We start from the raw sequence: 22918 nt of genomic DNA, 5'->3' as shown, positions 1-22918 counted from the left end.
GGGTTGAGACCGACACGCTCGATGGTGAGGGTATTGCGATCGCGGAGAGCGATGCGCGGCCAACGCTGGCCGAGGTGGAAGCGGTGCTGCCGCGCTTCACCGGACCGATCGAGCAGGTACCGCCGGCCTATTCGGCGCTGAAGGTGGATGGCGAGCGGGCGTATGATCTGGCGCGGGCGGGGGAAGAGGTGGTGCTCGCGACGAGGAGCGTGACGGTGCATTCTCTTGCCGTCGCCCTCACCGCCCACGTCTCCAAGGGCACCTATATCCGCAGCCTTGCCCGCGACATCGCACACGCCCTTGGCACTGTCGGCCACGTCACTTATCTCAGACGGGTCAAGGCAGGCCCGTTCGACCTCTCCCACGCGATATCGCTGGACAAATTGACCGAATCCGCTAATGCGCGGCGCCTTGAACAGATTCTCCTGCCATTGAGGGCGGGGCTGGACGACATCCCGGCTCTCTCCCTCAACCCCGACCAGGCAGGGGCGCTCCGACAGGGGCGCGTTCTGGTCGGGATTGCCGAAGACGATGGCCTTCACTTCGCAATGCTGGGCGAAACCCCGGTGGCGTTGGTGGAAGTCGAAAGCGGGGAAGCCCGTATCGTCCGCGGGTTCAATTGTTAGTCACGCGATGTCGAAGGAAACAGAATGTCGATTACCCCCGAGCGCAAAGAAGCAGTTATCAAGGACCACGCCCGTGGCGAAGGCGACACCGGCAGCCCCGAGGTCCAGGTCGCTATCCTGACCGACCGCATCAAGACGCTCACCGAGCATTTCAAGACCCACGCGAAGGACAATCACTCGCGCCGCGGTCTCTTGATGATGGTCAACAAGCGCCGCTCGTTGCTCGATTATCTGCGCAAATCGGATGGCGACCGTTATCTCGCCCTCATCGCGAAGCTCGGTCTTCGCAAGTAATTCAGGGACGGCGCCTCAGGGCGCCGTTTCGCTTATTCGGCCCCGTACAATTCGGTACGGGCCGGCGGCGGAACTCTCCGCCACCAGGACCTGAAGGCAGGTCCTCATTTGGGTTCCCATGAAAGCATTACTTTCATGGGGTCCCTTCAGGCACCGGCAGGCATAGGGCCGCCGGACGAAGGAAATAGAATGTTCGATACCAAGAAGGTAAGCATCGAGTGGGGCGGCAAGACCCTCACGCTCGAAACGGGCAAGGTTGCCCGTCAGGCCGACGGCGCGGTGATCGCGACCCTCGGCGAGACCGTCGTGTTGTGCGCGGTCACGGCCGCCAAGTCGGTCAAGGAAGGGCAGGATTTCTTCCCGCTCACCGTCCATTACCAGGAGAAGTTCTCGTCCTCGGGTCGTATCCCGGGCGGCTTCTTCAAGCGCGAGCGCGGCGCCACCGAGCGCGAGACGCTGATCAGCCGTCTTACCGACCGCCCGATCCGTCCGCTCTTCCCGGAAGGCTTCTACAACGAGATCAACGTCATCGCTCAGGTGATGTCGTATGACGGCGAGAACGAGCCCGACATCCTGGCGATGATCGCCGCCTCGGCCGCGCTGACCATTTCGGGCGTGCCATTCATGGGCCCGATCGGCGCCGCGCGCGTCGGCTACAAGGACGGCGAATATCAGCTCAACCCGACCGACGCCGAAATCGCCGAAGGCGAGCTCGACCTGGTCGTCGCCGCCACCCATGACGCGGTGATGATGGTCGAATCCGAAGCCAAGGAGCTGTCGGAAGAGGTCATGCTGGGCGCCGTGATGTTCGCGCACCGCGCGTCGCAGGACGTCATCAAGGCGATCATCAAGCTGGCCGAGCAATCGGCCAAGGAGCCCTGGGAGCTCAAGAACAGCGACGACAATTCGGCGATCAAGGCTGAGCTGAAGAAGCTGATCGGCAAGGACATCGACGCGGCCTACAAGCTGGTCGACAAGTCGGCCCGCTCGAACGCGCTCAACGAAGCTCGCGCCGCCGCCAAGGCCGCGATGGCCGACAAGGCGCCGCAAGAGCAGATGGTGGCGATGAAGCTGGTCAAGAAGCTCGAAGCGGAAATCGTCCGCGGCGCGATCCTCAAGACCGGCCGCCGCATCGACGGCCGCGACACCAAGACGGTCCGTCCGATCGAGGCGGAAGTCCACTTCCTGCCGCGCGCGCACGGCTCGGCCTTGTTCACGCGTGGCGAGACGCAGACCATCGCGACGACGACCCTGGGCACCAAGGACGCCGAGCAGATGATCGATGGGCTGGGTGGCCTGAGCTACCAACACTTCATGCTGCACTATAACTTCCCGCCTTATTCGGTCGGCGAAGTCGGCCGCTTCGGGGCGCCCAGCCGCCGCGACATCGGCCATGGCAAGCTCGCCTGGCGCGCATTGCACGCGGTGCTGCCGTCGAAGGAAGAGTTCCCCTACACGATCCGCGTCACCAGCGACATCACCGAGTCGAACGGCTCGTCGTCGATGGCGACGGTGTGCGGCGGTTCGCTGAGCCTGATGGACGCCGGTGTGCCGATCAAGCGCCCGGTCTCGGGCATCGCGATGGGCCTGATCCTCGAAGGCAAGGACTTCGCGGTCCTGTCCGACATCCTGGGCGACGAGGATCACCTCGGCGACATGGATTTCAAGGTGGCGGGCACCTCGGAAGGCATCACCAGCCTTCAGATGGACATCAAGATCGCCGGCATCACCGAGGAGATCATGAAGGTCGCGCTGGCGCAGGCCAATGAAGGCCGCGCGCACATCCTGGGCGAAATGGCCAAGGCGCTCGACCACACCCGTTCGGAACTGTCGGCGCACGCGCCGCGGATCGAGACCTTCACGATCGACAAGACCAAGATTCGTGACGTCATCGGCACCGGCGGCAAGGTCATCCGTGAGATCGTCGCCACCACCGGCGCCAAGGTCGACATCGACGACGAGGGCATCATCAAGGTCTCGTCGTCCGACGTCAGCCAGATCGAAGCCGCGATCAACTGGATCAAGGGCATCGTCGAGGAGCCCGAGGTCGGCAAGGTCTATAACGGCAAGGTCGTCAACATCGTCGACTTCGGCGCGTTCGTGAACTTCATGGGTGGCAAGGACGGTCTCGTCCACGTCAGCGAAATGAAGAACGAGCGGGTCGAGAAGCCCGGCGACGTCGTTTCCGAAGGCCAGGAAGTCAAGGTCAAGGTCCTCGAGATCGATCCGCGCGGCAAGGTTCGCCTGTCGATGCGCGTCGTCGACCAGGAAACCGGCGCCGAGCTGGAGGACACCCGTCCCCCGCGCGAGCCGCGCGAAGGTGGCAACCGTGATCGTGGTCCGCGCAGCGGCGGCGGTGACCGTGGTCCGCGCCGTGACGGCGGCGGCGATCGCGGCCCGCGTCGCGACCGTGGTCCCGACCGTGGTGGCGATCGCGGCCCGCGTCGCGAGCGCAGCGAAGGCGGCAAGGACGAAGGCCCCGAGCCCGAGTTCGCGCCGGCGTTCCTGACCGAGCGCAACGACGACTGAGCTTTGCGCGGGAAAGCGGCTACCGCTTTCCCGCAAAAGCGATAGGACGACAAAAGGCATAACACCGGGAAAGCCGGGGAGGATGAAGCGGCTCGGGAGCAATCCCGGGCCGCTTTGCCGTTTGGGTCTCAGCGCAATTCAGGTGTCGGTGGCGACATCGTCCCAATCATCATCCTCATATCGGCAAAGCCAGTTCAGAGCATGATGGCGTTCAATCACGACACCCTGGTCGATGCCGGGAGGCGGAGGACGATGGTGCAGTTCCGCGTCGCGCAGCCGCCAGTGCAGGTCGCGGATATGATCGGTCGCAGATATAATCTCCGCTTCCGGCCTTATCTCCACGTCTTTCCAATATCCGGCCGGGACAGTGAGCCAGAACTCGGACAGATATTCGAAGTCGAAGGTGTCGGTCGGCTCCGGCATCATCTCGAACAACCCAGTGGCCCACATCAATGGGACCATCGCCTCGCGCCGCCAGCTCAAGGCAACGCGCTGTTTGGCGGGCATAGGATCGGTGGTGAGAAAGCCTCTTTCTATTGGCGTCAGAGAACCCTCAAGATCCCATGCACGCAACAGATCCACGCCCTTGTCGACGGCATTGTGGATCGCGGCATAACTGACCGCGAAAAGGCACATGGCTCGGCGCATTGTTTCTTCGCCGGTCCTCACCGCCCCGTAACCACTCACGTCGTTCAATGCGGCCTCCCCCAAACTGCCAGCGTCATACCAATCGGTATCGGCATGTATGATAACGAGTTTTCGATCCGTGGCGGTGCCTGGGGTTGACGCGAACTACGGTATGAACAATACTTCGCTACATGGTGAAGTATCAGTCATCCGCGATCGACCGCACCTTTTCCGCGCTGGCCGACCCGACGCGACGGCACATCCTGTTGCGGCTGAAGGACGAGCCCGGCCTGTCGGTGAGCGAACTCGCGCGACCTTTGTCGCTCAAGCTTCCCGGCATGATGAAGCATCTCGACGTGCTGTCCGATGCCGGGCTGATCACGCGGGCCAAGACCGGGCGCACGGTGTCGGTCAATCTGTCGGTCGGGCCGATGCAGGAGGCGATGGCGTGGCTGCAACGGTACGAGCGTCTCTGGACAGTGAGCATCGATCGGCTCGTCGCCTACGTCGAACAGGATGGCGAATAATGGCCGACACTCTGCCGAGCGTGACCATCGTCCGCCGCATCAAGGCTTCGCCGGCCAAGGTCTGGGCGGCGATCACGCGGCCCGATCAGATGATCCAATGGTGGGGGCCCGATGCCGGGCCGACGCTGCGTGCCGACGTGGATGTGCGCCCCGGCGGCCGGTTCAGCGTGGTGTTCCGCTTGCTCAACGGCGACGAGCACAATCCCACCGGGATCTACCGGGAAGTGGTTCCTGAGCGAAAGCTGGTCTTCACCTGGGATCTGCCCGGCGAGCGCGAATCACTGGTCACCTTCCTGCTCAAGCCGATCGACGGAGGCACCGAACTGACGTTGCTCCACGAGCATCTTCCCAACGAAGCCGAGCGCGAGAGCCATGAGCAAGGCTGGCGCGGCCTGCTCGACAAATTACCCCTATTCCTTGGAGTCTGATGACATGGGCGATCTGACCCTGTTCACCTACAATTGGGTTCCCGAGCCGCCGCGCGGCTTCGTGCGCGACATACGCTTGCGCTGGGCGCTCGAAGAAGCCGGATTGCCCTATCGCGTCGCGAGCGTGCCGTTCAAGGACCGCGGTCCCGAGCATTTCGCGCACCAGCCGTTCGGCCAGATCCCCTGGCTGACCGATGGCGACCTGTCGATCTTCGAGAGTGGCGCCATCCTGCTTCATCTCGGCGGCTTGAGCGACACGCTGATGCCGAGCGACGTCCAAGGGCAAAGCGACACCAAGGAATGGCTGTTCGCAGCACTCGCGTCGGTCGAGGCCGCGAGCCAGCCCTGGTCGTTCTTCATGTTCTCCGGCGATACCGGCGAAAACCCGATGCGGAAGTTCTTCGATGGCTTCCTCGAGGCTCGGCTCAAGCATATGGAAATCGTGCTGGGCGACAGGGAATGGCTGGCCGGGAACTTTTCGGTTGCCGACATCCTGATGTCCGATGTGCTGCGCCTGGTCGATCGGTTCGACGGACTGGCGGACTATCCCGCCTGCCGCGGCTATGTCGAGCGCGCGACGGCGCGGCCGGCGTTCGTCAAGGCGCATGCCGACCAGATGGCGCATTTCGCCGCGGCGGACGAGGCGGGGACCGCTCCGTGAGCCGCATCGAGATCAGGCCCCACAATTGGTCGCAACGGGGTTGACGAATCGCGCTCGCCGAACCACTTGCGCCCACGGCTCCGCTTGGAGTCGCAACCCATTTTTCCTCTCAGAGGGACCCATGTCCGACAACGACCATAGTCGATCGACCGTCCCTCTGGAGGCGACTGGCGGAGTGAACTGAGGTTCATCTCACCGGCGGCGCCCCCAGGGGGCGGTCGCAGCAATAGGTGAGTTATGAACGCAATCCGTTTCTTTGCCGGCCCCTTCCGGCGTGTCCCGCGCGTCCGCGACGTCAACGAGGTTTTCGAGGCGCGCCTGACCTTTGGCGACCGGCTCGCCGATCGCGTCGCTGCGATCGGGGGATCGTGGAACTTCATCATCGGGTTCACCTTGTTCATGGTGGTCTGGGCCATCCTGAACACGGTCGTTCTTGTCCGCCACGCCTTCGACCCGTTCCCCTTCATCTTCCTCAACCTGATGCTGTCGATGCTTGCCGCGCTGCAGGCGCCGATCATCATGATGAGCCAGAACCGGCAGGCCGCGAAGGACCGGCTCGACATGCGGCTGGATTACGAGACCAACTTGCGCTCGGAACAGGAGATTGCCAGCCTGCACGAGAAGATCGACCTGCTGCTGGCAATGGCGGGAGACGAGGCGATCGCGCTGCGCGAGATGGCGCAGGCCTCGAAGTGATGCGCCTCAGGTCAGTCGCCAGACCAGGCAGAGGATCGTGACGAGCACCACCGGCGCCGCGGCCGCGAACATGCGGTGACGGCCCGGCATGTCGCCGCCGGCCATGTCACTGGCGGCGATGAGCGCGGCGATCAGCACCGCGAGCATAGTCCAGAGGTGATAGCGCAACTCGCACGCCACGCTCGCCGGCAGATAGCCGAGGCCATAGAGCAGCCCCGATAAAGCCAGCGGGATGACCAGCCGCCGCGACGGCTGGCCGGGCGCGATGACAAGCAATCCGATCGCCAGCGCCATCCACCAGACCGGCCAGCCCAAGGGCGTATGCGCCGACCAGCGCGCGCCGCGGTCGAGCCAGGTCAGCACCGGATTGGGCGTGAGGCGGAAGCCCCAGTCATTGGGCGGGATCTGGCCCATGACCGGGCGTTCGACCTCGTCATGGACGAGGAAGCGGATGTTGATGTTAAAATGCGTCAGGCGATGCTCGGCATAAGCGATCGGGTGCGTCAGCACCGCGCCGAGCCAGTGGCGGTACGGATTCTCGCCGCTCTGCTTGAACAGATCGTCCATCGCGTCGAACCCGAGCGGGCAGGGATCGGGCACCCACCAGCTATAGGAATCCCAGCGCTCGGGCTTGTAGCAATGGCGATTGACCGCGACCGGATCATCGACATCGTCGTCCGCGGGAAAGGCGTCGACCCCGCTGAACCGGGTGATGCCGCCGAGGTCGAAGATGACCAGCGACAGCCCGACGCCGCTCGGTTTGGCGCCGACCGCTCGATTGGCGAGCGGCAGCGCGGCGGCGATCACCGCGGCGCCGATCAGCAGCGCGGCGCCGAACCGCATTCGCGTCGCGCGCCACGATGCCGGGAGCAGCGCGATCGCGAGTGGCAGGCAGGCGGGAAGCGCGTTGAAGCGCAACGTCGCCGCACAGGCGATCAGGATCAGCGCGATCACGCGGGCGAGGGATCTGCCGCGCGTCGGGATCGCGACCAGGATCGCGCTCGCCGCAAGCAGCAGCGCGGCCATCAAACTGTCCTTGATGATCTCCGCCATCAGCACGACCGGGAGCGGCAGAACCGAGGCGATCGCCAAGGCAATGCCGAGCCGCCGCCGACCCGCGCGCACCGCCCAGACGACCAGGCCGGCAAACGCCGCCCAATAGAGCCCGAGCTGGATCGCCAGCATCGGCGCGGGCCCATGCGCGATCGGCAACAGGCGCCGCCACAGCCATTCCATCGCTGGCGGATGCCAATCGTCGAAATCGCCGCTCAATGCCTGGCCATATTGGCGGATCGAATCCCAGGTCATCAATCCGGGGGCATAGGCATAGGCCTGTGCGGCGCACACGAGCGCCATCGCCAGCAGCAAGGCCGCGATCAGTCGATAGTCGGTCCAGCGGATCGGCACGCCGGCCGGTCTGCGCCGATTACCGGCGCCGACGCAAGCGCGGTTGCGGTCAGTTACGGAAGCTCGGGTCGATGCGATCGAGTTTCCTCAGCAACGCCGGCCAGGCCAGCCGTTCGGCCGCCATCGCCATGCCCGCGGGCGGGGTCTGGCCGGCGACCTTTTCCTCGGTTCCCTGGGGCGGGTTGGAGAGATGATCGTAGCCGGCCGACAGCATCATCACCTGCGCCTGGCACGCGCGTTCGAGGAAATAGAGCCGCAGGAAGCAATCGCCGACGGTCTTGCCCACCGCGAGCGTGCCGTGGTTGCGCAGGATCATCGCATGCTTGTCGCCGAGATCCTGCACCAGCCGCTCGCGCTCATCGAGGTCGGTCGCGATGCCTTCATAGTCGTGGTACGCGACATTGTGCTTGGCGATCATCGCCGTCTGGGTATGCGGCAACAGGCCGAATTCCATCGCCGACACCGCCTGGCCGTGCGGGGTGTGGAGGTGCATCACCGCCGCCGCATCGTCGCGTGCCATGTGGATCGCCGAATGGATGGTGAAGCCTGCCGGATTGACCGGATGCTCGGACTTGCCGACCGGGTTGCCCTCGACGTCGATCTTGACCAGGCTCGATGCGGTGATCTCCTCGAACATCATGTCATAGGGGTTGATCAGGAAATGATGCTCCGGCCCCGGCACGCGTGCCGAGAGGTGGGTGAAGATGAGGTCGTCCCAGCCGTAGAGCGCAACCAGCCGGTAGGCGGCAGCGAGATCGACCCGCGCTTCCCATTCGCCCGGGGCCATGCCGGTATCCTCGACCTGTGCCAGTGTCGCCATGTCAGCCTCTCCGATTCCGTTGCGCCGAACCTAGCTCGGCGAGCGCAATCGAACAATGGGTATGGTGGGCTCTGGGTTCGACGACGGAATAATGCGCTACTTCTCTCGAATCTGTAACATTCGCCGGCCAAGCAGCCGGCGACAGCGGGAGAAGCGACATGGCGGGACGGTGGATGGTCGGAGCGGCGGCGCTGCTCGGCTTGGGATTCGCCCTCGGCGCGTCGGCGCCCGCGCGGACGTCGGCCGATGCGCTGATGGTCGACCGCGTCGTGGTGATGATGCGTCATGGCGTCCGCCCCCCGACCAAGAACCCCGCCATGCCCGCCAAATATGCCGCCGATGCCTGGCCCGGCTGGTCGGTCAATCCCGGCTGGCTGACCCAGCATGGCGCGCAGGCCGTCGCTGCAATCGGTGCCGCCGATCGCGCTTTCTACGCGCGTGCCGGTCTGTTCGCGCGCGGTTGCCCCGATGCCGCGATGATCGCCGATAGCGACCAGCGGACGATCGCCACGGCCCAGGCTTATGCCGGCACGTTGGCGCCGGGCTGTACGATGGCGATCGATCATCAGCCGCAGGGCGCCGACGATCCGCGCTTTTCGGCGATCGAGCAGGGGCTGGGCACGGTCGACGCGCCAGCCGCCAATGCCGCGATGGCCAAGGCGATCGGGCCGGGCGGGATCGCCGTGGTCGAGGCGCGGATGCGGCCGTTGCTCAACCGGCTCGACGCGATCCTGTGCGCGAAGAAGCCGGTTTGCGGGGTGAGCGCGGAGAAGACCGCGATCACGCCGGCCGCACCGAACAAGCGTCCCGATCTCACAGGCGCGCTCGACCGCGCGTCGACCGCGGCGCAAATCCTGCTGCTCGAATATGCCGACGGCAAGCCGATGCGCGAGGTCGGCTGGGGCCGCGCGACGGCGGCGGACGTCACGGCCTTGTCCGAATTCCACGCGCTCGAATTCGCCATCCTGGCGCGGCCCAAGCCGATCGCGGCCGCGAACATGGCCGGGCTGACCCCGCCGATCCTGCGCGCAATGGCGGGCGAAGGTCCGAAGCTGCTGATGATTTCGGGCCACGACACCAATGTCGCCAATCTTGGCGGGATGCTCGGCCTGCACTGGCGCGTGCCGGGTTTCGCCGCCGACGATCCTGCGCCGGGCGGAGCAGTGATCTTCGAGCGGCTGAAGGACGGCGTCGGGAATGCCTTTGTCCGCGCTTATTATCGCGCCCAGACGCTCGATCAGCTCCGTGCGGGCGCGGCGCCGGGCTATCGCCAGATTTTGCCGATCGCGGGCTGCAAGGCGCGCGGTGTCGCTGGCCTGTGCACGCTCGCGCAGTTCCAGACGGTGATGTCGGGGAAATAAGGGTAAGTGGGGAGCTTCTGTTGCCCGGTGCTCCCCGTACCGCTGGAATCCGCTTCTGTTGCCCGGTGCGGTCCAACCGCGCATTTTAGAATAACCTTAAGCCGTTAGGCCTTGGGGTTACGCCGCAATAGCGAGTGCTTCGTTATCGTTGGCACTTGTGTAATGAGCCGTCACAGTGGCCCGTTCTGAGCGAACGTCGGCGCTTTTCAACACACGTCGATCCTGGTTCGGCCCCGTCAGAAACGGTGTCCAGATCCACCACCATTTCTGGTGGAGCCGCCGGGTACTGCCCCCGGGTCCGCTGCGTCTATTGCACGCCATCATTTATCGCCATAGCCGGCGAACCGGCTCCCCCAATATAGGCACCGCGCGCTTAAAGGAAAGTGGTGCCCGCAATCGGCTCGGGCGGATGGTCGGCACTGGCCGCTCCCGCCGATATCAAAACGGCCAGAAAACACGCTTTTTCGCGAGTTTTGCCTGTACTTCGCCTTTCGGTCGCCACATTATCGGGTAATAAGGTTACCTATTATGTTGACGCAGCGTTCCCGTTACGCGCTTCGCGCGATGCTTTATCTGGCTGAGGCGCCCGCAGGCGGCCCCCCGATCCCGATGAACCGGATCGCCGAACATGCCAATGTCCCGCGCAAATTCCTCGAATTGATCCTGGCCGATCTGCGCGAGGCAGGCTTCCTGCATAGCCATCGCGGCAAGACCGGCGGCTATTGCCTATCGCGCCCGACCCATTTGATCTCGCTTGGAGAGATCATCCGCGTGATCGAGGGGCCCCTGGCGCTGGTCCCCTGCGTCAGCCGCACCGCCTATCGCCGCTGCGCCGATTGCAAGGACGAAGCCGCCTGCGCGATCCGTCACGCTATGGCGCGCGTCCGCGACGAGACCGCGCGCATCCTCGACGGTACCAGCCTGGCCGATGCGGTCAGCGAGGATCTCGCGGCCGCTTGAGCAAGCCGGTTCCCCTCCCTGGAAGGGAGGGGTTAGGGGTGGGTGGCTCTCAGTAACGCCATCGAGATGATGCTGATCTTCGGACGCCACACCCTAGCTGCGCCTAGGAGCGAGCGCAGCAGTTTCCACACGCCCACCCACCCCCAACCCCTCCCTTGACTAGGGAGGGGAGTCTTGAAGGTTGAAGCCTAAACCCCCTTGCGTGCCCGCAATTCGTCGCGGATCTCGCGCAGCAGCACGACATCGGCGGGATCGGCCGGCGCGGCTTCCTCGGGCTTGGGCGCGACGCGGTTCACCGCGCGGACCAGTAGGAAGATGATGAACGCGACGATCACGAAATTGACCGCGGCGGTGATGAACTCGCCATAGCCGAACAACGCGACGCCGGCTTTCTTGAGCGCGGCGTAATCGGTCGATCCGGCCAGCGCCGGCGGCACCTTTTCGGGCGACAGGATGATGAAATGGCTCGAGAAATCGAGCCCGCCGAAGACTTTGCCGATCAGCGGCATGATGAGGTCGTCGGTCAGCGAGGTGACGATCTTGCCGAATGCCGCACCGACGATCACCGCGACCGCCAGATCGAGCACGTTGCCGCGGGCAATGAACGCCTTGAATTCCTTGAACATGATCCGGTCTTTCCCTGTCTCAGCGCGGCACAGCCTAAACCTGGATTGCATGGATGCAAGCGGCGGTCCGTTGCGCCCGCGCAACCGAATCCGCTTCACGACGGCGCCGGGCGTCACTACATTGCCGCCACGCAAGGGGCACTGGAGGATATCTCGATGAAGTTTCGTGCGATGATCGTGCTGGCCGCCATGGCGATGCTGTCGGCTTGCGGGATCAACTCCGTCCCGACCGCGGAGGAAAATGCCAAGGCACGCTGGGCCGACGTCCAGGCCGCCTATCAGCGGCGTGCCGATACCATTCCCAACGTCGTCGCGACGGTGAAGGGCAGCGCCGCGTCCGAAGGCAAGATCCTGACCGACGTGATCAACGCGCGCGCCAATGCGACGCGGGTCCAGGTCAACGCCACCGACCTGACCGATCCGGCCAAGGTCGCGAGCTTCCAGGCCGCGCAGAACCAATTGGGCTCGTCGCTCGGCCGGTTGCTGGCGACGGTCGAGGCCTATCCCGATCTCAAGAGCCAGGAGAATTTCCGCTCGCTGATCACCGAGATCGAGGGCAGCAACAACCGCATCACGATCGCGATCCGGGACTATAACACCGCGGTCCAGGCGTATAATACGCGTATCCGCACCTTCCCCGACGCGGTCGGCGCGAAGATCTTCTATGGCGCCAAGCCGATGGTCCCGTTCCAGGCGCAGCCGGGCGCCGAGACCAACCCGACGGTCGATTTCGGCAACACGAACTGACCGGCGTGATCCGGGTGCTGACCCCTGTTCTGCTGGCGCTGGCCGCGTGCGGCCAGCCGGCGACGAGCGCCCGGACCGCAACGGCGACGCCGGGATATGATTTCCCGGCGTTGACCGGCCGGGTAGTCGACCGCGCTGACATACTGCCGACAGCCGACGAGGTGCGGATCGTCGCCAAATCGGATGCCCTCGAGCGCACTACTGGCCATCAATTCGTTGTCGTGACGGTCCCGACCCTGGGCGGCCATGCCATCGAGGAGTATTCGCGAGCGCTCGGCAGCAATTGGGGAGTCGGCCGCAAGGGCGCCAATGACGGCGTGCTGCTGGTGGTTGCCCCGACCGAGCGCAAGGTCCGGATCGAAATCGGCAAGGGGTTGGAAACGACGCTCACCAATGCCGAAGCGCAGCGGATCATCGACACCGACATCCTCCCGGCATTCAGGTCGGGCGATTTCGTTCGCGGGATCGATAATGGCGTCGATGGCGTGATCCGCGACGTCGGGCCGGCGGGAGGTGGCGCATGAAGACGCTCCGTGCCCTGATCCTGATGCTCGCGCTGCTGGTCGTCCCGCAACTGGCCTCCGCACAAACCTTTCCGGCGCTGTCGGGACGCGTGGTCGATGCCGCGAGCCTGCTCAGCCCCGCGCAGAAGCAGCAGCTCGAGGCGCTGTCGACCGATGTCGGCAATGTCGCGCAACGCCAGTTCGTGGTGGCGACGATTCCTGATCTGCAGGGCTATCCGATCGAGGATTACGGCTACAAGCTCGGCCGCGAATGGAAGATCGGGCAAAAGGACGCCAATAACGGCATCATCCTGATCGTCGCGCCCAATGAGCGGAAAGTGCGGATCGAGGTCGGCTATGGGCTAGAGCCGATCATGACCGACGCTTTGGCGCAGACGATCATCGATGACCAGATCCTGCCCAAATTCCGCGCCGGCGACATGGCGGGAGGCATCATGGCAGGGGCGCAGGCGATTGCCGAGCAGATGAAGGCGCCACCCGAAGCCGCCGAGGCGAGAGTCAAGGCGGCCGCCGTTAAACCGCAGGCGGCGCGGTCATCGGGCTCGTCATCGGACGGCTTCATCGCGATCTTCTGGATCGTCATCATCCTGTTCTTCGTGCTGCCGATCGTCTTTCGCGGTGCGCGCGGCCGGAAATATCGCGGCGGGCGTGGGCCGGTGGTGCTGTGGGGTCCGGGGCTGGGCGGCGGCTGGGGCAGCGGCGGCGGATCGTCGTCGAGCAGCTGGAGCAGCGGCGGCAGCGACTGGGGCGGCGGTGGCGGCGGCTTTTCCGGCGGCGGCGGGTCGTTCGGTGGCGGCGGCGCGTCGGGGAGCTGGTGATGCGCGGACCGATCCTGACCCCGGCCGAGCGCGAGCAAGTGACCCAGGCGGTCATCGCCGCCGAAGCCGGCACCGATGCCGAGATCGTCACCATCGTGGCGCCGCGATCGGACCCCTATCACGATATCGGCCTCAACCTCGGCATCGTCGCGATGCTGTTGGTGGCGGGGATCGCCGCGCTCAATCCCACCGCGATCGAAGACAAGATCGCCTGGTTCCAGAATGGCTGGCAGGGCGGGGTCAACCTGGGCCGGTCGTTCTTCGCGCTGATGGTGGTGGAGGCGGTCGTGTTCCTGCTGGTGCGCGGCGCGCTCTATTGGGCGCCGCTTCGGATGGCGCTGACGCCCAAGGCGGTGCGGTCGCGTCGGGTGCGGCGCCGCGCGATCCAATATTTCAAGGTCGGCGCCGAACGTCGCACCGCCGCTCGGATCGGGGTGCTGCTCTATCTCTCGCTCGACGAGCGGCTGGCCGAGATCGTCGCCGATGAAGCAATCCATGCCAAGGTCCCGCCCGAACGCTGGGGCGCGGCGATGGCGGCGCTGATCGACCGGGTGCGCGCGGGCCATCCGGGCGACGGCATGGCCGCCGCGGTGACCGCGATCGGCACCATCGTCGCCGAACATTTCCCCAAGACGGAAAGCGACGTGAACGAGCTCCCCGACCGGCTGATCGAATTGTGAGCGTCACCGACGCGGAGCTGCCCGAGGAAACCGTCTGGAAAGGCCGTTTCCTCGAAATGAAGAAACGCGGCCGCTGGGAATATGTCGGGCGCGTCGGTGGCGTCCAGGCTGCGGTCATCATCGCGATCGACGACGGGCACGTGATACTCGTCGAGCAATATCGCGTACCGCTGGGACGCTCGTGCCTCGAACTGCCCGCCGGCCTGGTCGGCGACGAGAGCGAAGGCGAGACTGCCGAAATGTCGGCCGCGCGCGAGCTCGAGGAAGAAACCGGCTATCGTCCAGCCAAATGCACCCCCTTGGGGACCTTCTATGCCTCGCCCGGCATGGTCAGCGAATGCTTCACCTTGGTCCGTGCGAAAGGGCTGATGCGGGTAAGCGAGGGCGGCGGGACGCCGGATGAGAATATCATCGTCCACCGCGTGCCAGCGGCGACAATAGCAGACTTCATCGCCGAGCGCCGCGCTGCGGGTGTAGCGATCGACGTCAAGCTGCTGACGCTGCTCGGGCCATCGTTGCTTTCCGATCAGGCGGTAGATTCATAGAAAGCCGGATTTCGGCAAGCGACTCATTGGTTAACTCTTGGAGGCGAACAGAGCCGCCCGAGACGGGCGTTACTGCTCCGGCAAAAAATCCCAGGAATACGTAAATGTGTGCTCGCACTTCAGCCCTGAAGGGTCCCGAATTTCAAAACGACTATATACGCTTTTATCATTCTTCCGCCCCCTCAGGTTTATGCCCGTGAGCCATATTATGAGACGGGGCTTGCCGTTCGAGAAGCTGGTCGGACCATAGATGGCGTAACGGCCGCCCCTTCCCCGCACGCGATAAACCGACGTGCTTCCGTTGGCGTAGACCAAGCGCTTCAGCCCTTTTGCTGGCGCGAATATCTCGCCCTCACCAATCGAGAAGTGACCGGACCTGCTGGTGACGGATACCGAGATTCCTTCCGGCGAGCCAGACAACTCTGCGATACTCTCGCCCTCGTCGAGGTAGAATGTGCTGTATTTGAAGCAGATTAGTTTTGGGCCGATGACGGGTTTGTCGAGCGTGTCGGCTCGGGCTGCGACAGCTCCAAGGGAAATCAGTGTCAGTAATATCGCTCTGGTGAACATAAGCGCCCCATGCTTAGCCCGGTCATAGGGGACAAAACGTGCTGATCCAATGTCCATCACGGACGTCCCACGACCGAAAGCGGATATTCGCCTTATCACCCAGTTTTCTCCACTCGGCCTGTATCCTGATAGCGGCCGTTATGGATTCGAGAGTTTGCGATCGTCTGTACCCGATTGCGATGGCGCTTGGCGCGGCGTGCCCCTGACGCACACCGCGGCTTACCAGGCGCCGAGCCCCGTGAGCCCTTGCCGATATTCGGCGATCCGGCGCGCGGTGGCGAGGGACAGTGGAGCGGGCAGGGCGTCCGGCGCGAACCAGCCAGCCTCTTCTATCTCGGCAAGGTCGGCGCGGCGCAACTCGGCGCTCGCATCGGGACCGGCCTGCGCGACGAAAATGACGATATGGTCGTCCTTGCCCTCCTGCCGGCTATGATAGACGCCGAGGATGCGCTCGATCCTGGCGTCGGTCACGCCCACTTCTTCCGCAAGCTCGCGGAATAGAGCGGCGTCGATACTCTCGCCTTTTTTCACTCCGCCGCCGGGCAGATACCATTGATCCATATAGGTGTGGCGGACCAGCGCGATGCGACCACCCCGATCGAGCAGGATTGCACGAACCCCGATTGTCCGTGGCTTGGTGATCCGCCACACGATGCGCGCGGCCTTGCCGGCCAGCCGATGCGTCCACGCCATCCCCGGCCTCCTTCGCAGGCGCCGGCTGCGGCGCGCGTTTACCAATGCACCCAATCAAACTGGATCGAGCGTACATGGTGGCGCACCGACAATGCGAATTCCACCCTCGGCAAACTGACGCAGCAACTCGACAATTGGTACTCTTATTCGTCCTCTGAAGCGCCGCCAGTCGCCGACGGGTCCATCCACAGGATCTCCCAGACGTAACCGTCGAGATCCTCGACATGACGGTTATACATGAAGCCCAGGTCCTGCGCGGGATTGGGATCGGCGGTGCCGCCCGCTACCACGGCGCGATCGACGAGTGCGTCCACCTCATCCCGGCTGTCGGCCGACAGCGCGAGCAGCAAGGGGCTGGACGCATGCGCATCGGCAATCGGACGCTTGGTGAATTCGCCATAATGCGCATGGGTGAGAAGCATGACGAAGATCGTGTCGGAGAACATAAGGGAGGTCGAAGTCTCTCCCGAAAACTGTGGGTTAACCGTGCCGCCCAGCGCGACGTAAAAGGCTGTCGAGGCCGCCAGATCGCGTACGGGGAGGTTCACGAAAATCATTTTGGGCATGGTCTGCTCCACTGCTAGCTCGAATCTAGTACTAGACCGGCTAGTACTGGTGGCGAGCTAGCATTCGGTGTCGGTACTGTCTAGTACCGCGTCGGCGAGGGCGCATGAAAACTGACGGCGAGACGAGATCGGCGCGCAAGGAGCGCGACATCATCCAGGCGGCGACGGCCACCTTCATCAGCCAGGGCTATGACGGCACCAGCATGGAGGAGATCGCCACCAAGGCGGCGGTCTCCAAACAGACCATCTACAAGCACTTCACCGACAAGGAGACGTTGTTCGGAGAGGTCGTCCGCTCGACCGCGGCCGGGGCGAACGACATCGTCGAGTCGGTGACGACCTTGCTGTCCGACACCAAATTCCGGCAGGGCGGTCTCGTCGAGCTCGGTCGGCTCGTGGTGACGACGCTGTTGGACGACGAATTGGTGAAACTCCGGCGCCTGATCATCGCCAATGCCGATCGGATGCCGAGCCTCGGCCGCGATTGGTACGAAAAGGGTTTCGAGCGAATGCTCGGCACCATGGCATCCTGCTTTCGAAAGCTGTCGGCTCAAGGCCTCATGCGAGCCGATGACGCCGATCTCGCCGCCAGCCATTTCTTCGGAATGCTGCTGTGGATTCCGATGAACGAAGCGATGTTCACCGGAAACCGCCATCCCCGATCGAGGACCGAGCTGGAGCGGCATGCCGACGCCTCGGTCGAGGCCTTTCTCGCCCTTTATGGAAGGACGTCCGGCCAAGCCCGTTGAGGGATCGCCAAACTAGGACGGGTCGAACGATGGCGGAAAGTCGAGCACCGCGCCGGTATAGGTTTCGACCACGTAACTGAACGGCTCGCCATCGGCGCGCGTCAGCAGGGCCTGATGCTCGATCACCTTGTCGGGAATCAGCAAGGAAGCGCCTGGATTGGCGCGCGGCAAGGGCGCGCCGCCGCTATCCCAACCCTCGGGCAACGGCGACCAGAGGAGCTTGGCCGCGACGGTGTGACGCTGGAACCGAAGCGGCTGTACGACGCGACCGAATGCCGTATCGCTGGTTTCCAGCGTTCGGTTCATGTCGGGCGTGAGGCGCGACGGCACGTACCAATTATCGGCTTCGGACAGGATGTGTTCGCCGCAGCGCAATCGCACCCGGCGATAGGCGATCGGCTGGTCGGCCCCGGCATGCAATTGTTCACGGACCGCGGCGGGCGGTGCCTTGTCCTGGCCGCGGACGCGGTCCGCCACGATCTTGGCGCCATCGGCGAGATGGTGGTGCGAGCACCAGCGGTCGAGCGTCAGCGTCGCGCTGTCATGGCTCAGCAGATCGGCATTCAGCGTCTGGAGTTCGGCCAGTATTTCGAGCCTGGCGATCGGTGCGTCCGGCCAAGCCGTCCGTGCGGGCGACGCGCCGAGCGTCAGCACTGCCAGCGTGCCGGTGGTCAAGGTTCGCTTTAGGGTGGCGATGACGGGTGCTCCTGAGTCGGGATCACGTTGATATGGGCAAAATGCCTTTCCCGGGCATTTTGTGCATGTCACGTAGTTTCGGATACCGGCCAGGATTCGTCGCCGATCCGATCCGGCGTCACCGCAGCTTGACGACGACCTTTCCCTTCGCCCGTCCCGTTTCGACCAAGGCCAGGGCTTCGTTGGTATCGTCGAATGGGAAGATCCGCTCGACGACCGGGCGGATGATGCCCTTGTCGATCAGCGTCGCGATCTGGCCGAGCTGGTTGCCGTTCGCACGCATGAACAGGAAGGAATAATGGACGCCGCGCGCCGCGGCCTTTCGTCGGATGCCGAGGCTCAGCAGCCGCATCACTTGCCGCAGCGCCCAGCTCAACCCCTGCTCCCGGGCGAAATCCGGGTCGGGCGGACCGGAGATCGAGATCAGCTTGCCGCCCGGCTTGAGCACATCCAGCGACTTGCGAAGCGTGGTGCTATCGAGGCTGTTGAGGACGACATCGTAGCCGGACAGCAGCTTGTCGAATTCCTGATTGCGGTAATCGATGACGATGTCGGCGCCGAGGTGCTTGACCAGATCCACATTGGCCGTGCTCGTGGTGGTCGCCACCGTCGCGCCGAGATGCTTGGCGAGCTGGATGGCGGCAGTGCCGACCCCGCCGGAACCCGCATGGATAAGGACCTTCTGCCCTTGCTCCAGACCCGCTCGTTCGACCAGCGCCTGCCAGGCGGTCAGCCCGGTCAGCGGGATCGAGGCCGCTTCCTCCATGCCGATCGTTCCGGGCTTCAGCGCGACATCCGCCTGGTCGATGGCGATCCGTTCGGCGAAGGCCCCGATCCGGCCGTCGCGCGGCCGGGCATAGACCGCATCGCCAAGCTTGAAGCGCCGGACGTTCGCGCCGACCCCAATAACGATACCGGCCACGTCGTGGCCCAGAATGAAAGGCGGCCGATAGGGAAGGATGGCCTTGAACGCGCCGTCGCGAATCTTGCCATCGAGCGGATTGAGCCCAGCGGCGTGGACTTCGACCAGGACGTCGTCTTGCCCCGGTACCGGCTCCGGCACGTCGCCATAGCGCAGGGGTTCGTTCTTCCGGTAGCGATCGACGATATAGGCCTTCATGCGCGATGTCCTTGCCAAATGCGGGGCGGGATCAGCGACCCCGCCGAACGTTCAGGCGGGGAGCCCGTTGAACTTCCTGAGATTCCGGTCGACGAACGACTCGGGCATGAAGCGGCGTATGAAGCGCACCTGGGCCGCCACTTTTCCGGCCGTGTAGCGTCGCTTGGGTACCACCGCATTGGCGGCCTTGACGACCGTGTCGGCGACGATCTCGGGAGCCTCGCCCTTTTCGATAACCTCGCGCATCAGCACCTCGGCGGCTGTTCGGACGGTATCGTAGACGGGAAGCGGGCGATCCGCGCGCGTCAAATTGTCTTCGAACGAGGTGCGGATGCCGCCCGGCTCGACCAATACGACGCGGATATTCTGGGTTCGCACTTCGTGGTCGAGCGATTCCGAATAGCCCTCGATCGCGTGCTTGGACGACGAATAAAGCGCGTTGAACGGCGCCGGGATGAGGCCGACCAGTGAGCCGAGATTGACGATCCTGCCGCTTCCCTGGCGCCGCATCACGGGCAGAACGGCATTGGTCACCCGCAACACGCCGAAGACGTTCACGTCGAACAGCGCCTTTGCCTGGGCTGGGGACGATTCCTCGGCACCGCCAAGCAACCCGATTCCGGCATTGTTGACCAGCAGGTCGATCCGCCCCGCGCGGCCCACGACTTCGTCGACCAGCGCCTGCACGGACGCGTCATCGGTGACGTCGCAGACCAGCATCGTCACGCCCTGATCGGTTTCGGCCATCTTTTTGCGGCTGGTGCCGAACACCCGATAGCCGTCCCGGTGCAGCGCCCGTGCGGTCGCCAGTCCGATTCCGGAGGAAGCGCCTGTGACCAGCGCGACGCCGCGTTCAGTCTTGCTCATCGATCTTGCCTTCACTTTGTCGTGGAACACCGTCGCGAACCCTGTTACTATCGATTCGATATTAAGGCACTACTAAAAAGATACTGACATGTCGAATCTCTCGGAACAACCTTGCCTGATCGCCCGCAGCCTCGCTTTGGTGGGGGATGCGTGGAGCATGCTCATCCTGCGCGATGCCCATGCCGGGCTCACCCGTTTCGACGAGTTCCGCAAAAGCCTGGGCATCGCGCCGACGATCCTGACTCGTCGCCTCGCGATGCTCACCAAGGAGGGGCTGCTCGAAAAACGGCGCTATTCGGAACGCCCGCCGCGCGACGAATACGTGCTGAGCGAAGCGGGACGCGACTTCCTGCCGGTGTTGTTCGCGATCAGCGCCTGGGGCCGGAAGCACCGCAATGGCGACGGCGTGACCCGCTTCTTCGACGCGGAGGCGGGCAGCGAGATCGACCCCGTCACCATCGATCGGTCGACCGGCGCGCCGATCGGAACGCGGGCCATTCGGATTGTGCTGCCCGATTGACGGGGACAAACGCCGTTACGGCCTCGGCTAAACCAGGGTGTCAGCCAGATCGTCCCTCAGCCTTTGCGCGTTTCGCTTGAGGAAGTCGGCGATAAGCTCCAGCTCCTCGCCATCGTAGCGCTCGCATAGTTCGGCCAAAGACGGGTTCGGCACGCCGAAGCCGCGACGCGAGGTCGTCACGGAAGCTTCGTTCAGCGTCACGACGATCCGCCGCCGATCCGTGGGGTGGGGGCCTCTGCTGACATAACCCTTCGCAACGAGGCGATCGATCAGGTCGGTTACCGACGCGGTCGCCAGCCCGGTTTCCTTCGCGATCTCCCCTGCGCTGAGCGGGCCCAGGCGGCCTAGCAGAAACAGCGTCTTATAGGCTGACGGGTCGAGGCCCATGCTCTGGGCAACCGACGAATGGAACAGCACCACGGCCTCGCTATGCGCATTCAGGGCCGCAGCCAGGTCGGCCGGAACCTTGTCCAAACGGTCCGTCTCCTCGTGCTGTTTTGACATAATGACCTCAAAGTGTTACGGTCTACCGTAATATACGTCATACCGTAGTAAATCAACGCGGGGCCGCTGATGCGGGCCGCTGTCATGGAGCACCACGGTGGGCGCGTGTCGACTCGGGCGGTCGGGATATGCCGCCGCCGAGTACGCAATGAACTGGTCGCAAACAGCGAAGGAGGATGGACAATGAAGGTTCTCGCAGCCCGTTCGGCATATTTTTTGGCGATCTTGCGGATCGTCGCCGCACTCCTGTTCCTGGAGGCGGGGGTATACCACCTCTTTGAATGGCCGGCATTGCCGATGCCCGCGCCACCGCCCGAAATGGCGCCCTGGCTGTTCGCGGCCGGTCTGCTCGAGTTCGTCGGAAGCATGCTGCTCATCGTCGGGCTCTTCACCCGTCCGACTGCCTTCCTTTTGTCGGGAATGATGGCGGTCGCTTATTGGGGGTTCCACGTGCCGATGGGATTCTGGCCGGTCGCGAACATGGGGACTGCGGCCATCCTCTATTGCTTCATCTTCCTTTATTTCGCAGCGGCCGGCCCTGGCGCCTGGGCAATCGACAATGTCCGGGCGCGCGATCCGGAAGATCATGCCCTTCGGCGCTCGGTCGCCTGATTCTGGCCATCGCTGACCTATTCGAGCCAAGCCGCCGCGTCCCGAGCGCGCCGAGCTGACCATCAGGTTCGTCCAAACAAACGGGGATTCAATTGCCCGAACCCTGCATTTCGGCCGAAAGCGCGGATGCCGGTCGCCAACGCGGCTGGCCGAAGCGCCTGCTGCCATGGATCCCCATCGGCATGGCGCTCGCCTATCCTTGGACGTTGCGCCTTTTCCACGAGGCAATCGTCGCGCAGCCCCGGAGCGTCGTTCCGGCAATCTGGCTGATCCTCGCCTTCGCTCTGCCCCTCTCATGCCTGGTCTTCGCCTGGCGCCACGCGGAGCGATCTGGCGATGTACTGCCGGTTGTACGGCGCGTCGCTTTCGTCGCCTTGGCGGCCCCCCCGTTGTTCGTGTCGACCGGCGTGGTTTCGAGTTTGATCCATTCTCCTCTCCCCGACCTATGGGCATGGTCTATCCTGTGGCTCGCCCTCGGCGTCGGCGCGGCGGTCGTGAGTTCCAAAGGGCAACCGCGGCCGCCGGGTGTCATGACGGGTCGTTTGCGTGTGGCGCACGGCGTCTCCGCTTTGGCCATCCTCCTCTTCCTGGCCTTCCATCTGACCAATCATCTGTTCGGGTTGTTCGGACCCGTCACGCATGCGCAGGTGATGGCGATTGGGCGGGTGGTATACCGCTCTCGATTCGTCGAGCCGGTTTTCGTCGCGATCCTGCTTTTCCAGGTTGCGAGCGGCGCCAAGCTGGCATGGCGATGGAGTGCTCGTCCGCTTGATGCCGCAGGGGTGCTACAGGTCGGATCGGGCGCGTATCTCGCAGCGTTCATCCTCACCCATCTCAACTCGGCCTTCGTCTCGGCGCGATGGGTGCACAACATCCCGACCGACTGGGCCTGGGCGACGGGTGCCCCGGATGGACTGTTGATGGACGCGTGGAACATCAGGCTGCTGCCGCATTATGCGCTCGGCGTCTTCTTCGTCATTGCCCACGTCTTTTGCGGCTTGCGCACGGTCTTGTTGGCGCACGGCGTCAGGCCGCCGGCCGCGAACCGTCTATGGGCGTCCGGTCTTCTATGCGCGGGCGGCGTGTCGCTTCTGATCACAGCTGCCCTTTGCGGGCTGCGCATCTGAGGTCGCCCGGATCGGAGG

General features: G+C 64.2%; 29 protein-coding genes and 1 other RNA gene. 18 read left to right on the top strand and 12 right to left on the bottom strand.

The window, feature by feature from the left end; genetic code table 11:
• From AC1DRD_RS19205 to pnp, 3 genes are all read left to right on the top strand, one after another.
• Positions 1–626: tRNA pseudouridine synthase B (locus AC1DRD_RS19205; RefSeq protein WP_478042660.1), on the top strand; the 626-nt coding region annotated here is incomplete at its 5' end.
• A 24-nt stretch (positions 627–650) separates the two neighbouring features.
• Positions 651–920: a 30S ribosomal protein S15 gene (rpsO, locus tag AC1DRD_RS19200; protein WP_478031035.1), complete on the top strand. Its 270-nt coding sequence runs from the start codon at positions 651–653 to the stop codon at positions 918–920.
• A 189-nt stretch (positions 921–1109) separates the two neighbouring features.
• Positions 1110–3449 (top strand): polyribonucleotide nucleotidyltransferase, encoded by a 2340-nt coding sequence (gene pnp / locus AC1DRD_RS19195; RefSeq protein WP_478042659.1) that lies wholly within the window; start codon positions 1110–1112, stop codon positions 3447–3449.
• 138 nt (positions 3450–3587) lie between these two features.
• On the opposite strand, the gene AC1DRD_RS19190 is transcribed toward pnp, so the two are convergent.
• Positions 3588–4136: a DUF4272 domain-containing protein gene (locus AC1DRD_RS19190; protein WP_478031373.1), complete on the bottom strand. Its 549-nt coding sequence runs from the start codon at positions 4134–4136 to the stop codon at positions 3588–3590.
• Positions 4137–4267: 131 nt separating this feature from the next.
• Between AC1DRD_RS19190 and AC1DRD_RS19185 the strand changes: the two genes are divergently transcribed.
• The 4 genes from AC1DRD_RS19185 to AC1DRD_RS19170 all read left to right on the top strand — a co-directional run bounded on the left by AC1DRD_RS19185 (position 4268) and on the right by AC1DRD_RS19170 (position 6388).
• Positions 4268–4603, top strand: coding sequence for an ArsR/SmtB family transcription factor (locus AC1DRD_RS19185; RefSeq protein ID WP_478031032.1), 336 nt, complete (start codon positions 4268–4270; stop codon positions 4601–4603).
• Complete coding sequence (locus AC1DRD_RS19180; RefSeq protein ID WP_478031030.1) at positions 4603–5031, top strand: SRPBCC family protein; 429 nt, start codon at positions 4603–4605, stop codon at positions 5029–5031. The genes AC1DRD_RS19185 and AC1DRD_RS19180 overlap by 1 nt, the downstream gene beginning before the upstream one ends.
• Positions 5032–5035: 4 nt before the next feature.
• Positions 5036–5692 (top strand): glutathione S-transferase family protein, encoded by a 657-nt coding sequence (locus AC1DRD_RS19175; protein WP_478042658.1) that lies wholly within the window; start codon positions 5036–5038, stop codon positions 5690–5692.
• Positions 5693–5929: 237 nt separating this feature from the next.
• Entirely contained in the window at positions 5930–6388 is a 459-nt protein-coding gene (locus tag AC1DRD_RS19170) for a DUF1003 domain-containing protein (protein ID WP_478042657.1), read from the top strand.
• 6 nt (positions 6389–6394) lie between these two features.
• On the opposite strand, the gene AC1DRD_RS19165 is transcribed toward AC1DRD_RS19170, so the two are convergent.
• Both AC1DRD_RS19165 and AC1DRD_RS19160 read right to left on the bottom strand, forming a co-directional pair.
• On the bottom strand, positions 6395–7795 hold the full coding sequence (locus AC1DRD_RS19165) for a hypothetical protein (RefSeq protein WP_478042656.1): 1401 nt from the start codon (positions 7793–7795) through the stop codon (positions 6395–6397).
• Between the two features lie 49 nt (positions 7796–7844).
• Entirely contained in the window at positions 7845–8615 is a 771-nt protein-coding gene (locus AC1DRD_RS19160) for a class II aldolase/adducin family protein (RefSeq protein ID WP_478042655.1), read from the bottom strand.
• Between the two features lie 158 nt (positions 8616–8773).
• Here AC1DRD_RS19160 and AC1DRD_RS19155 point away from each other — a divergent pair, with 158 nt between their 5' ends.
• Positions 8774–9976 (top strand): histidine-type phosphatase, encoded by a 1203-nt coding sequence (locus AC1DRD_RS19155; RefSeq protein WP_478042654.1) that lies wholly within the window; start codon positions 8774–8776, stop codon positions 9974–9976.
• A gap of 44 nt (positions 9977–10020) precedes the next feature.
• On the opposite strand, the gene ssrA is transcribed toward AC1DRD_RS19155, so the two are convergent.
• Positions 10021–10363, bottom strand: a transfer-messenger RNA (tmRNA) gene (ssrA, locus tag AC1DRD_RS19150).
• A gap of 141 nt (positions 10364–10504) precedes the next feature.
• Between ssrA and AC1DRD_RS19145 the strand changes: the two genes are divergently transcribed.
• On the top strand, positions 10505–10936 hold the full coding sequence (locus AC1DRD_RS19145) for an RrF2 family transcriptional regulator (RefSeq protein ID WP_066809744.1): 432 nt from the start codon (positions 10505–10507) through the stop codon (positions 10934–10936).
• 188 nt (positions 10937–11124) lie between these two features.
• On the opposite strand, the gene mscL is transcribed toward AC1DRD_RS19145, so the two are convergent.
• Positions 11125–11562 (bottom strand): large conductance mechanosensitive channel protein MscL, encoded by a 438-nt coding sequence (gene mscL / locus AC1DRD_RS19140; protein ID WP_478042653.1) that lies wholly within the window; start codon positions 11560–11562, stop codon positions 11125–11127.
• Positions 11563–11718: 156 nt separating this feature from the next.
• On the opposite strand from mscL, the gene AC1DRD_RS19135 reads away from it, so the two are divergent.
• The 5 genes from AC1DRD_RS19135 to AC1DRD_RS19115 are packed head-to-tail and all read left to right on the top strand — an operon-like array spanning position 11719 to position 14876.
• Positions 11719–12309 carry a LemA family protein gene (locus tag AC1DRD_RS19135; RefSeq protein WP_478042650.1) on the top strand — a complete coding sequence of 197 codons (591 nt, stop codon included), beginning with the start codon at positions 11719–11721 and terminating at the stop codon, positions 12307–12309.
• Positions 12310–12314: 5 nt separating this feature from the next.
• Entirely contained in the window at positions 12315–12833 is a 519-nt protein-coding gene (locus tag AC1DRD_RS19130; RefSeq protein ID WP_478042649.1) for a TPM domain-containing protein, read from the top strand.
• Positions 12830–13651, top strand: a complete 822-nt coding sequence (locus AC1DRD_RS19125; protein WP_478031015.1) for a TPM domain-containing protein — start codon at positions 12830–12832, stop codon at positions 13649–13651. Before AC1DRD_RS19130 ends, AC1DRD_RS19125 begins: the two co-directional genes overlap by 4 nt.
• Positions 13651–14331: a TPM domain-containing protein gene (locus AC1DRD_RS19120; protein WP_478031014.1), complete on the top strand. Its 681-nt coding sequence runs from the start codon at positions 13651–13653 to the stop codon at positions 14329–14331. Before AC1DRD_RS19125 ends, AC1DRD_RS19120 begins: the two co-directional genes overlap by 1 nt.
• A gap of 56 nt (positions 14332–14387) precedes the next feature.
• Positions 14388–14876 carry an NUDIX hydrolase gene (locus tag AC1DRD_RS19115; RefSeq protein WP_478031372.1) on the top strand — a complete coding sequence of 163 codons (489 nt, stop codon included), beginning with the start codon at positions 14388–14390 and terminating at the stop codon, positions 14874–14876.
• Positions 14877–14945: 69 nt separating this feature from the next.
• Here AC1DRD_RS19115 and AC1DRD_RS19110 read toward each other — a convergent pair whose 3' ends face one another.
• The 3 genes from AC1DRD_RS19110 to AC1DRD_RS19100 all read right to left on the bottom strand — a co-directional run bounded on the left by AC1DRD_RS19110 (position 14946) and on the right by AC1DRD_RS19100 (position 16705).
• Positions 14946–15446 carry a hypothetical protein gene (locus AC1DRD_RS19110; RefSeq protein ID WP_478042648.1) on the bottom strand — a complete coding sequence of 167 codons (501 nt, stop codon included), beginning with the start codon at positions 15444–15446 and terminating at the stop codon, positions 14946–14948.
• A 219-nt stretch (positions 15447–15665) separates the two neighbouring features.
• A complete protein-coding gene (locus AC1DRD_RS19105) occupies positions 15666–16139 on the bottom strand; it encodes an NUDIX domain-containing protein (protein WP_478042647.1) in 474 nt (157 codons plus the stop codon).
• A 143-nt stretch (positions 16140–16282) separates the two neighbouring features.
• Entirely contained in the window at positions 16283–16705 is a 423-nt protein-coding gene (locus AC1DRD_RS19100; RefSeq protein WP_478042645.1) for a VOC family protein, read from the bottom strand.
• A 104-nt stretch (positions 16706–16809) separates the two neighbouring features.
• On the opposite strand from AC1DRD_RS19100, the gene AC1DRD_RS19095 reads away from it, so the two are divergent.
• Entirely contained in the window at positions 16810–17454 is a 645-nt protein-coding gene (locus AC1DRD_RS19095; RefSeq protein WP_478031007.1) for a TetR/AcrR family transcriptional regulator, read from the top strand.
• A gap of 12 nt (positions 17455–17466) precedes the next feature.
• Here AC1DRD_RS19095 and AC1DRD_RS19090 read toward each other — a convergent pair whose 3' ends face one another.
• The 3 genes from AC1DRD_RS19090 to AC1DRD_RS19080 all read right to left on the bottom strand — a co-directional run bounded on the left by AC1DRD_RS19090 (position 17467) and on the right by AC1DRD_RS19080 (position 20137).
• A complete protein-coding gene (locus AC1DRD_RS19090; protein ID WP_478042644.1) occupies positions 17467–18129 on the bottom strand; it encodes a hypothetical protein in 663 nt (220 codons plus the stop codon).
• 139 nt (positions 18130–18268) lie between these two features.
• A complete protein-coding gene (locus tag AC1DRD_RS19085; RefSeq protein ID WP_478042643.1) occupies positions 18269–19270 on the bottom strand; it encodes an NADP-dependent oxidoreductase in 1002 nt (333 codons plus the stop codon).
• Between the two features lie 51 nt (positions 19271–19321).
• Complete coding sequence (locus AC1DRD_RS19080) at positions 19322–20137, bottom strand: oxidoreductase (protein WP_478031002.1); 816 nt, start codon at positions 20135–20137, stop codon at positions 19322–19324.
• Between the two features lie 88 nt (positions 20138–20225).
• On the opposite strand from AC1DRD_RS19080, the gene AC1DRD_RS19075 reads away from it, so the two are divergent.
• A complete protein-coding gene (locus AC1DRD_RS19075) occupies positions 20226–20657 on the top strand; it encodes a winged helix-turn-helix transcriptional regulator (RefSeq protein WP_478031001.1) in 432 nt (143 codons plus the stop codon).
• Positions 20658–20684: 27 nt separating this feature from the next.
• Here AC1DRD_RS19075 and AC1DRD_RS19070 read toward each other — a convergent pair whose 3' ends face one another.
• On the bottom strand, positions 20685–21161 hold the full coding sequence (locus AC1DRD_RS19070; RefSeq protein ID WP_478031000.1) for a MarR family winged helix-turn-helix transcriptional regulator: 477 nt from the start codon (positions 21159–21161) through the stop codon (positions 20685–20687).
• A gap of 183 nt (positions 21162–21344) precedes the next feature.
• On the opposite strand from AC1DRD_RS19070, the gene AC1DRD_RS19065 reads away from it, so the two are divergent.
• Both AC1DRD_RS19065 and AC1DRD_RS19060 read left to right on the top strand, forming a co-directional pair.
• Positions 21345–21773, top strand: a complete 429-nt coding sequence (locus AC1DRD_RS19065; RefSeq protein ID WP_478030998.1) for a DoxX family protein — start codon at positions 21345–21347, stop codon at positions 21771–21773.
• Positions 21774–21865: 92 nt separating this feature from the next.
• Positions 21866–22900, top strand: a complete 1035-nt coding sequence (locus AC1DRD_RS19060; protein ID WP_478042641.1) for a hypothetical protein — start codon at positions 21866–21868, stop codon at positions 22898–22900.
• Positions 22901–22918 lie beyond the last annotated feature (18 nt).

Source organism: Sphingomonas sp. P4_G2 (assembly GCF_056401155.1).
This window is presented reverse-complemented; position numbering and strand designations above follow the sequence as displayed.

What these genes read in the sequence shown, in the direction of transcription:
- AC1DRD_RS19115 (WP_478031372.1), top strand. Translation starts at nt 14,388, where the DNA reads ATGAAGAAACGCGGCCGCTGGGAATATGTCGGGCGCGTCGGTGGCGTC.
- AC1DRD_RS19125 (WP_478031015.1), top strand. Translation starts at nt 12,830, where the DNA reads ATGAAGACGCTCCGTGCCCTGATCCTGATGCTCGCGCTGCTGGTCGTC.
- rpsO (WP_478031035.1), top strand. Translation starts at nt 651, where the DNA reads ATGTCGATTACCCCCGAGCGCAAAGAAGCAGTTATCAAGGACCACGCC.
- pnp (WP_478042659.1), top strand. Translation starts at nt 1,110, where the DNA reads ATGTTCGATACCAAGAAGGTAAGCATCGAGTGGGGCGGCAAGACCCTC.
- AC1DRD_RS19080 (WP_478031002.1), bottom strand. Translation starts at nt 20,137, where the DNA reads ATGAGCAAGACTGAACGCGGCGTCGCGCTGGTCACAGGCGCTTCCTCC.
- AC1DRD_RS19175 (WP_478042658.1), top strand. Translation starts at nt 5,036, where the DNA reads ATGGGCGATCTGACCCTGTTCACCTACAATTGGGTTCCCGAGCCGCCG.
- AC1DRD_RS19070 (WP_478031000.1), bottom strand. Translation starts at nt 21,161, where the DNA reads ATGTCAAAACAGCACGAGGAGACGGACCGTTTGGACAAGGTTCCGGCC.
- AC1DRD_RS19135 (WP_478042650.1), top strand. Translation starts at nt 11,719, where the DNA reads ATGAAGTTTCGTGCGATGATCGTGCTGGCCGCCATGGCGATGCTGTCG.
- AC1DRD_RS19155 (WP_478042654.1), top strand. Translation starts at nt 8,774, where the DNA reads ATGGCGGGACGGTGGATGGTCGGAGCGGCGGCGCTGCTCGGCTTGGGA.
- AC1DRD_RS19160 (WP_478042655.1), bottom strand. Translation starts at nt 8,615, where the DNA reads ATGGCGACACTGGCACAGGTCGAGGATACCGGCATGGCCCCGGGCGAA.
- AC1DRD_RS19085 (WP_478042643.1), bottom strand. Translation starts at nt 19,270, where the DNA reads ATGAAGGCCTATATCGTCGATCGCTACCGGAAGAACGAACCCCTGCGC.
- AC1DRD_RS19185 (WP_478031032.1), top strand. Translation starts at nt 4,268, where the DNA reads ATGGTGAAGTATCAGTCATCCGCGATCGACCGCACCTTTTCCGCGCTG.
- mscL (WP_478042653.1), bottom strand. Translation starts at nt 11,562, where the DNA reads ATGTTCAAGGAATTCAAGGCGTTCATTGCCCGCGGCAACGTGCTCGAT.
- AC1DRD_RS19110 (WP_478042648.1), bottom strand. Translation starts at nt 15,446, where the DNA reads ATGTTCACCAGAGCGATATTACTGACACTGATTTCCCTTGGAGCTGTC.
- AC1DRD_RS19075 (WP_478031001.1), top strand. Translation starts at nt 20,226, where the DNA reads ATGTCGAATCTCTCGGAACAACCTTGCCTGATCGCCCGCAGCCTCGCT.
- AC1DRD_RS19120 (WP_478031014.1), top strand. Translation starts at nt 13,651, where the DNA reads ATGCGCGGACCGATCCTGACCCCGGCCGAGCGCGAGCAAGTGACCCAG.
- AC1DRD_RS19105 (WP_478042647.1), bottom strand. Translation starts at nt 16,139, where the DNA reads ATGGCGTGGACGCATCGGCTGGCCGGCAAGGCCGCGCGCATCGTGTGG.
- AC1DRD_RS19180 (WP_478031030.1), top strand. Translation starts at nt 4,603, where the DNA reads ATGGCCGACACTCTGCCGAGCGTGACCATCGTCCGCCGCATCAAGGCT.
- AC1DRD_RS19170 (WP_478042657.1), top strand. Translation starts at nt 5,930, where the DNA reads ATGAACGCAATCCGTTTCTTTGCCGGCCCCTTCCGGCGTGTCCCGCGC.
- AC1DRD_RS19095 (WP_478031007.1), top strand. Translation starts at nt 16,810, where the DNA reads ATGAAAACTGACGGCGAGACGAGATCGGCGCGCAAGGAGCGCGACATC.
- AC1DRD_RS19100 (WP_478042645.1), bottom strand. Translation starts at nt 16,705, where the DNA reads ATGCCCAAAATGATTTTCGTGAACCTCCCCGTACGCGATCTGGCGGCC.
- AC1DRD_RS19065 (WP_478030998.1), top strand. Translation starts at nt 21,345, where the DNA reads ATGAAGGTTCTCGCAGCCCGTTCGGCATATTTTTTGGCGATCTTGCGG.
- AC1DRD_RS19145 (WP_066809744.1), top strand. Translation starts at nt 10,505, where the DNA reads ATGTTGACGCAGCGTTCCCGTTACGCGCTTCGCGCGATGCTTTATCTG.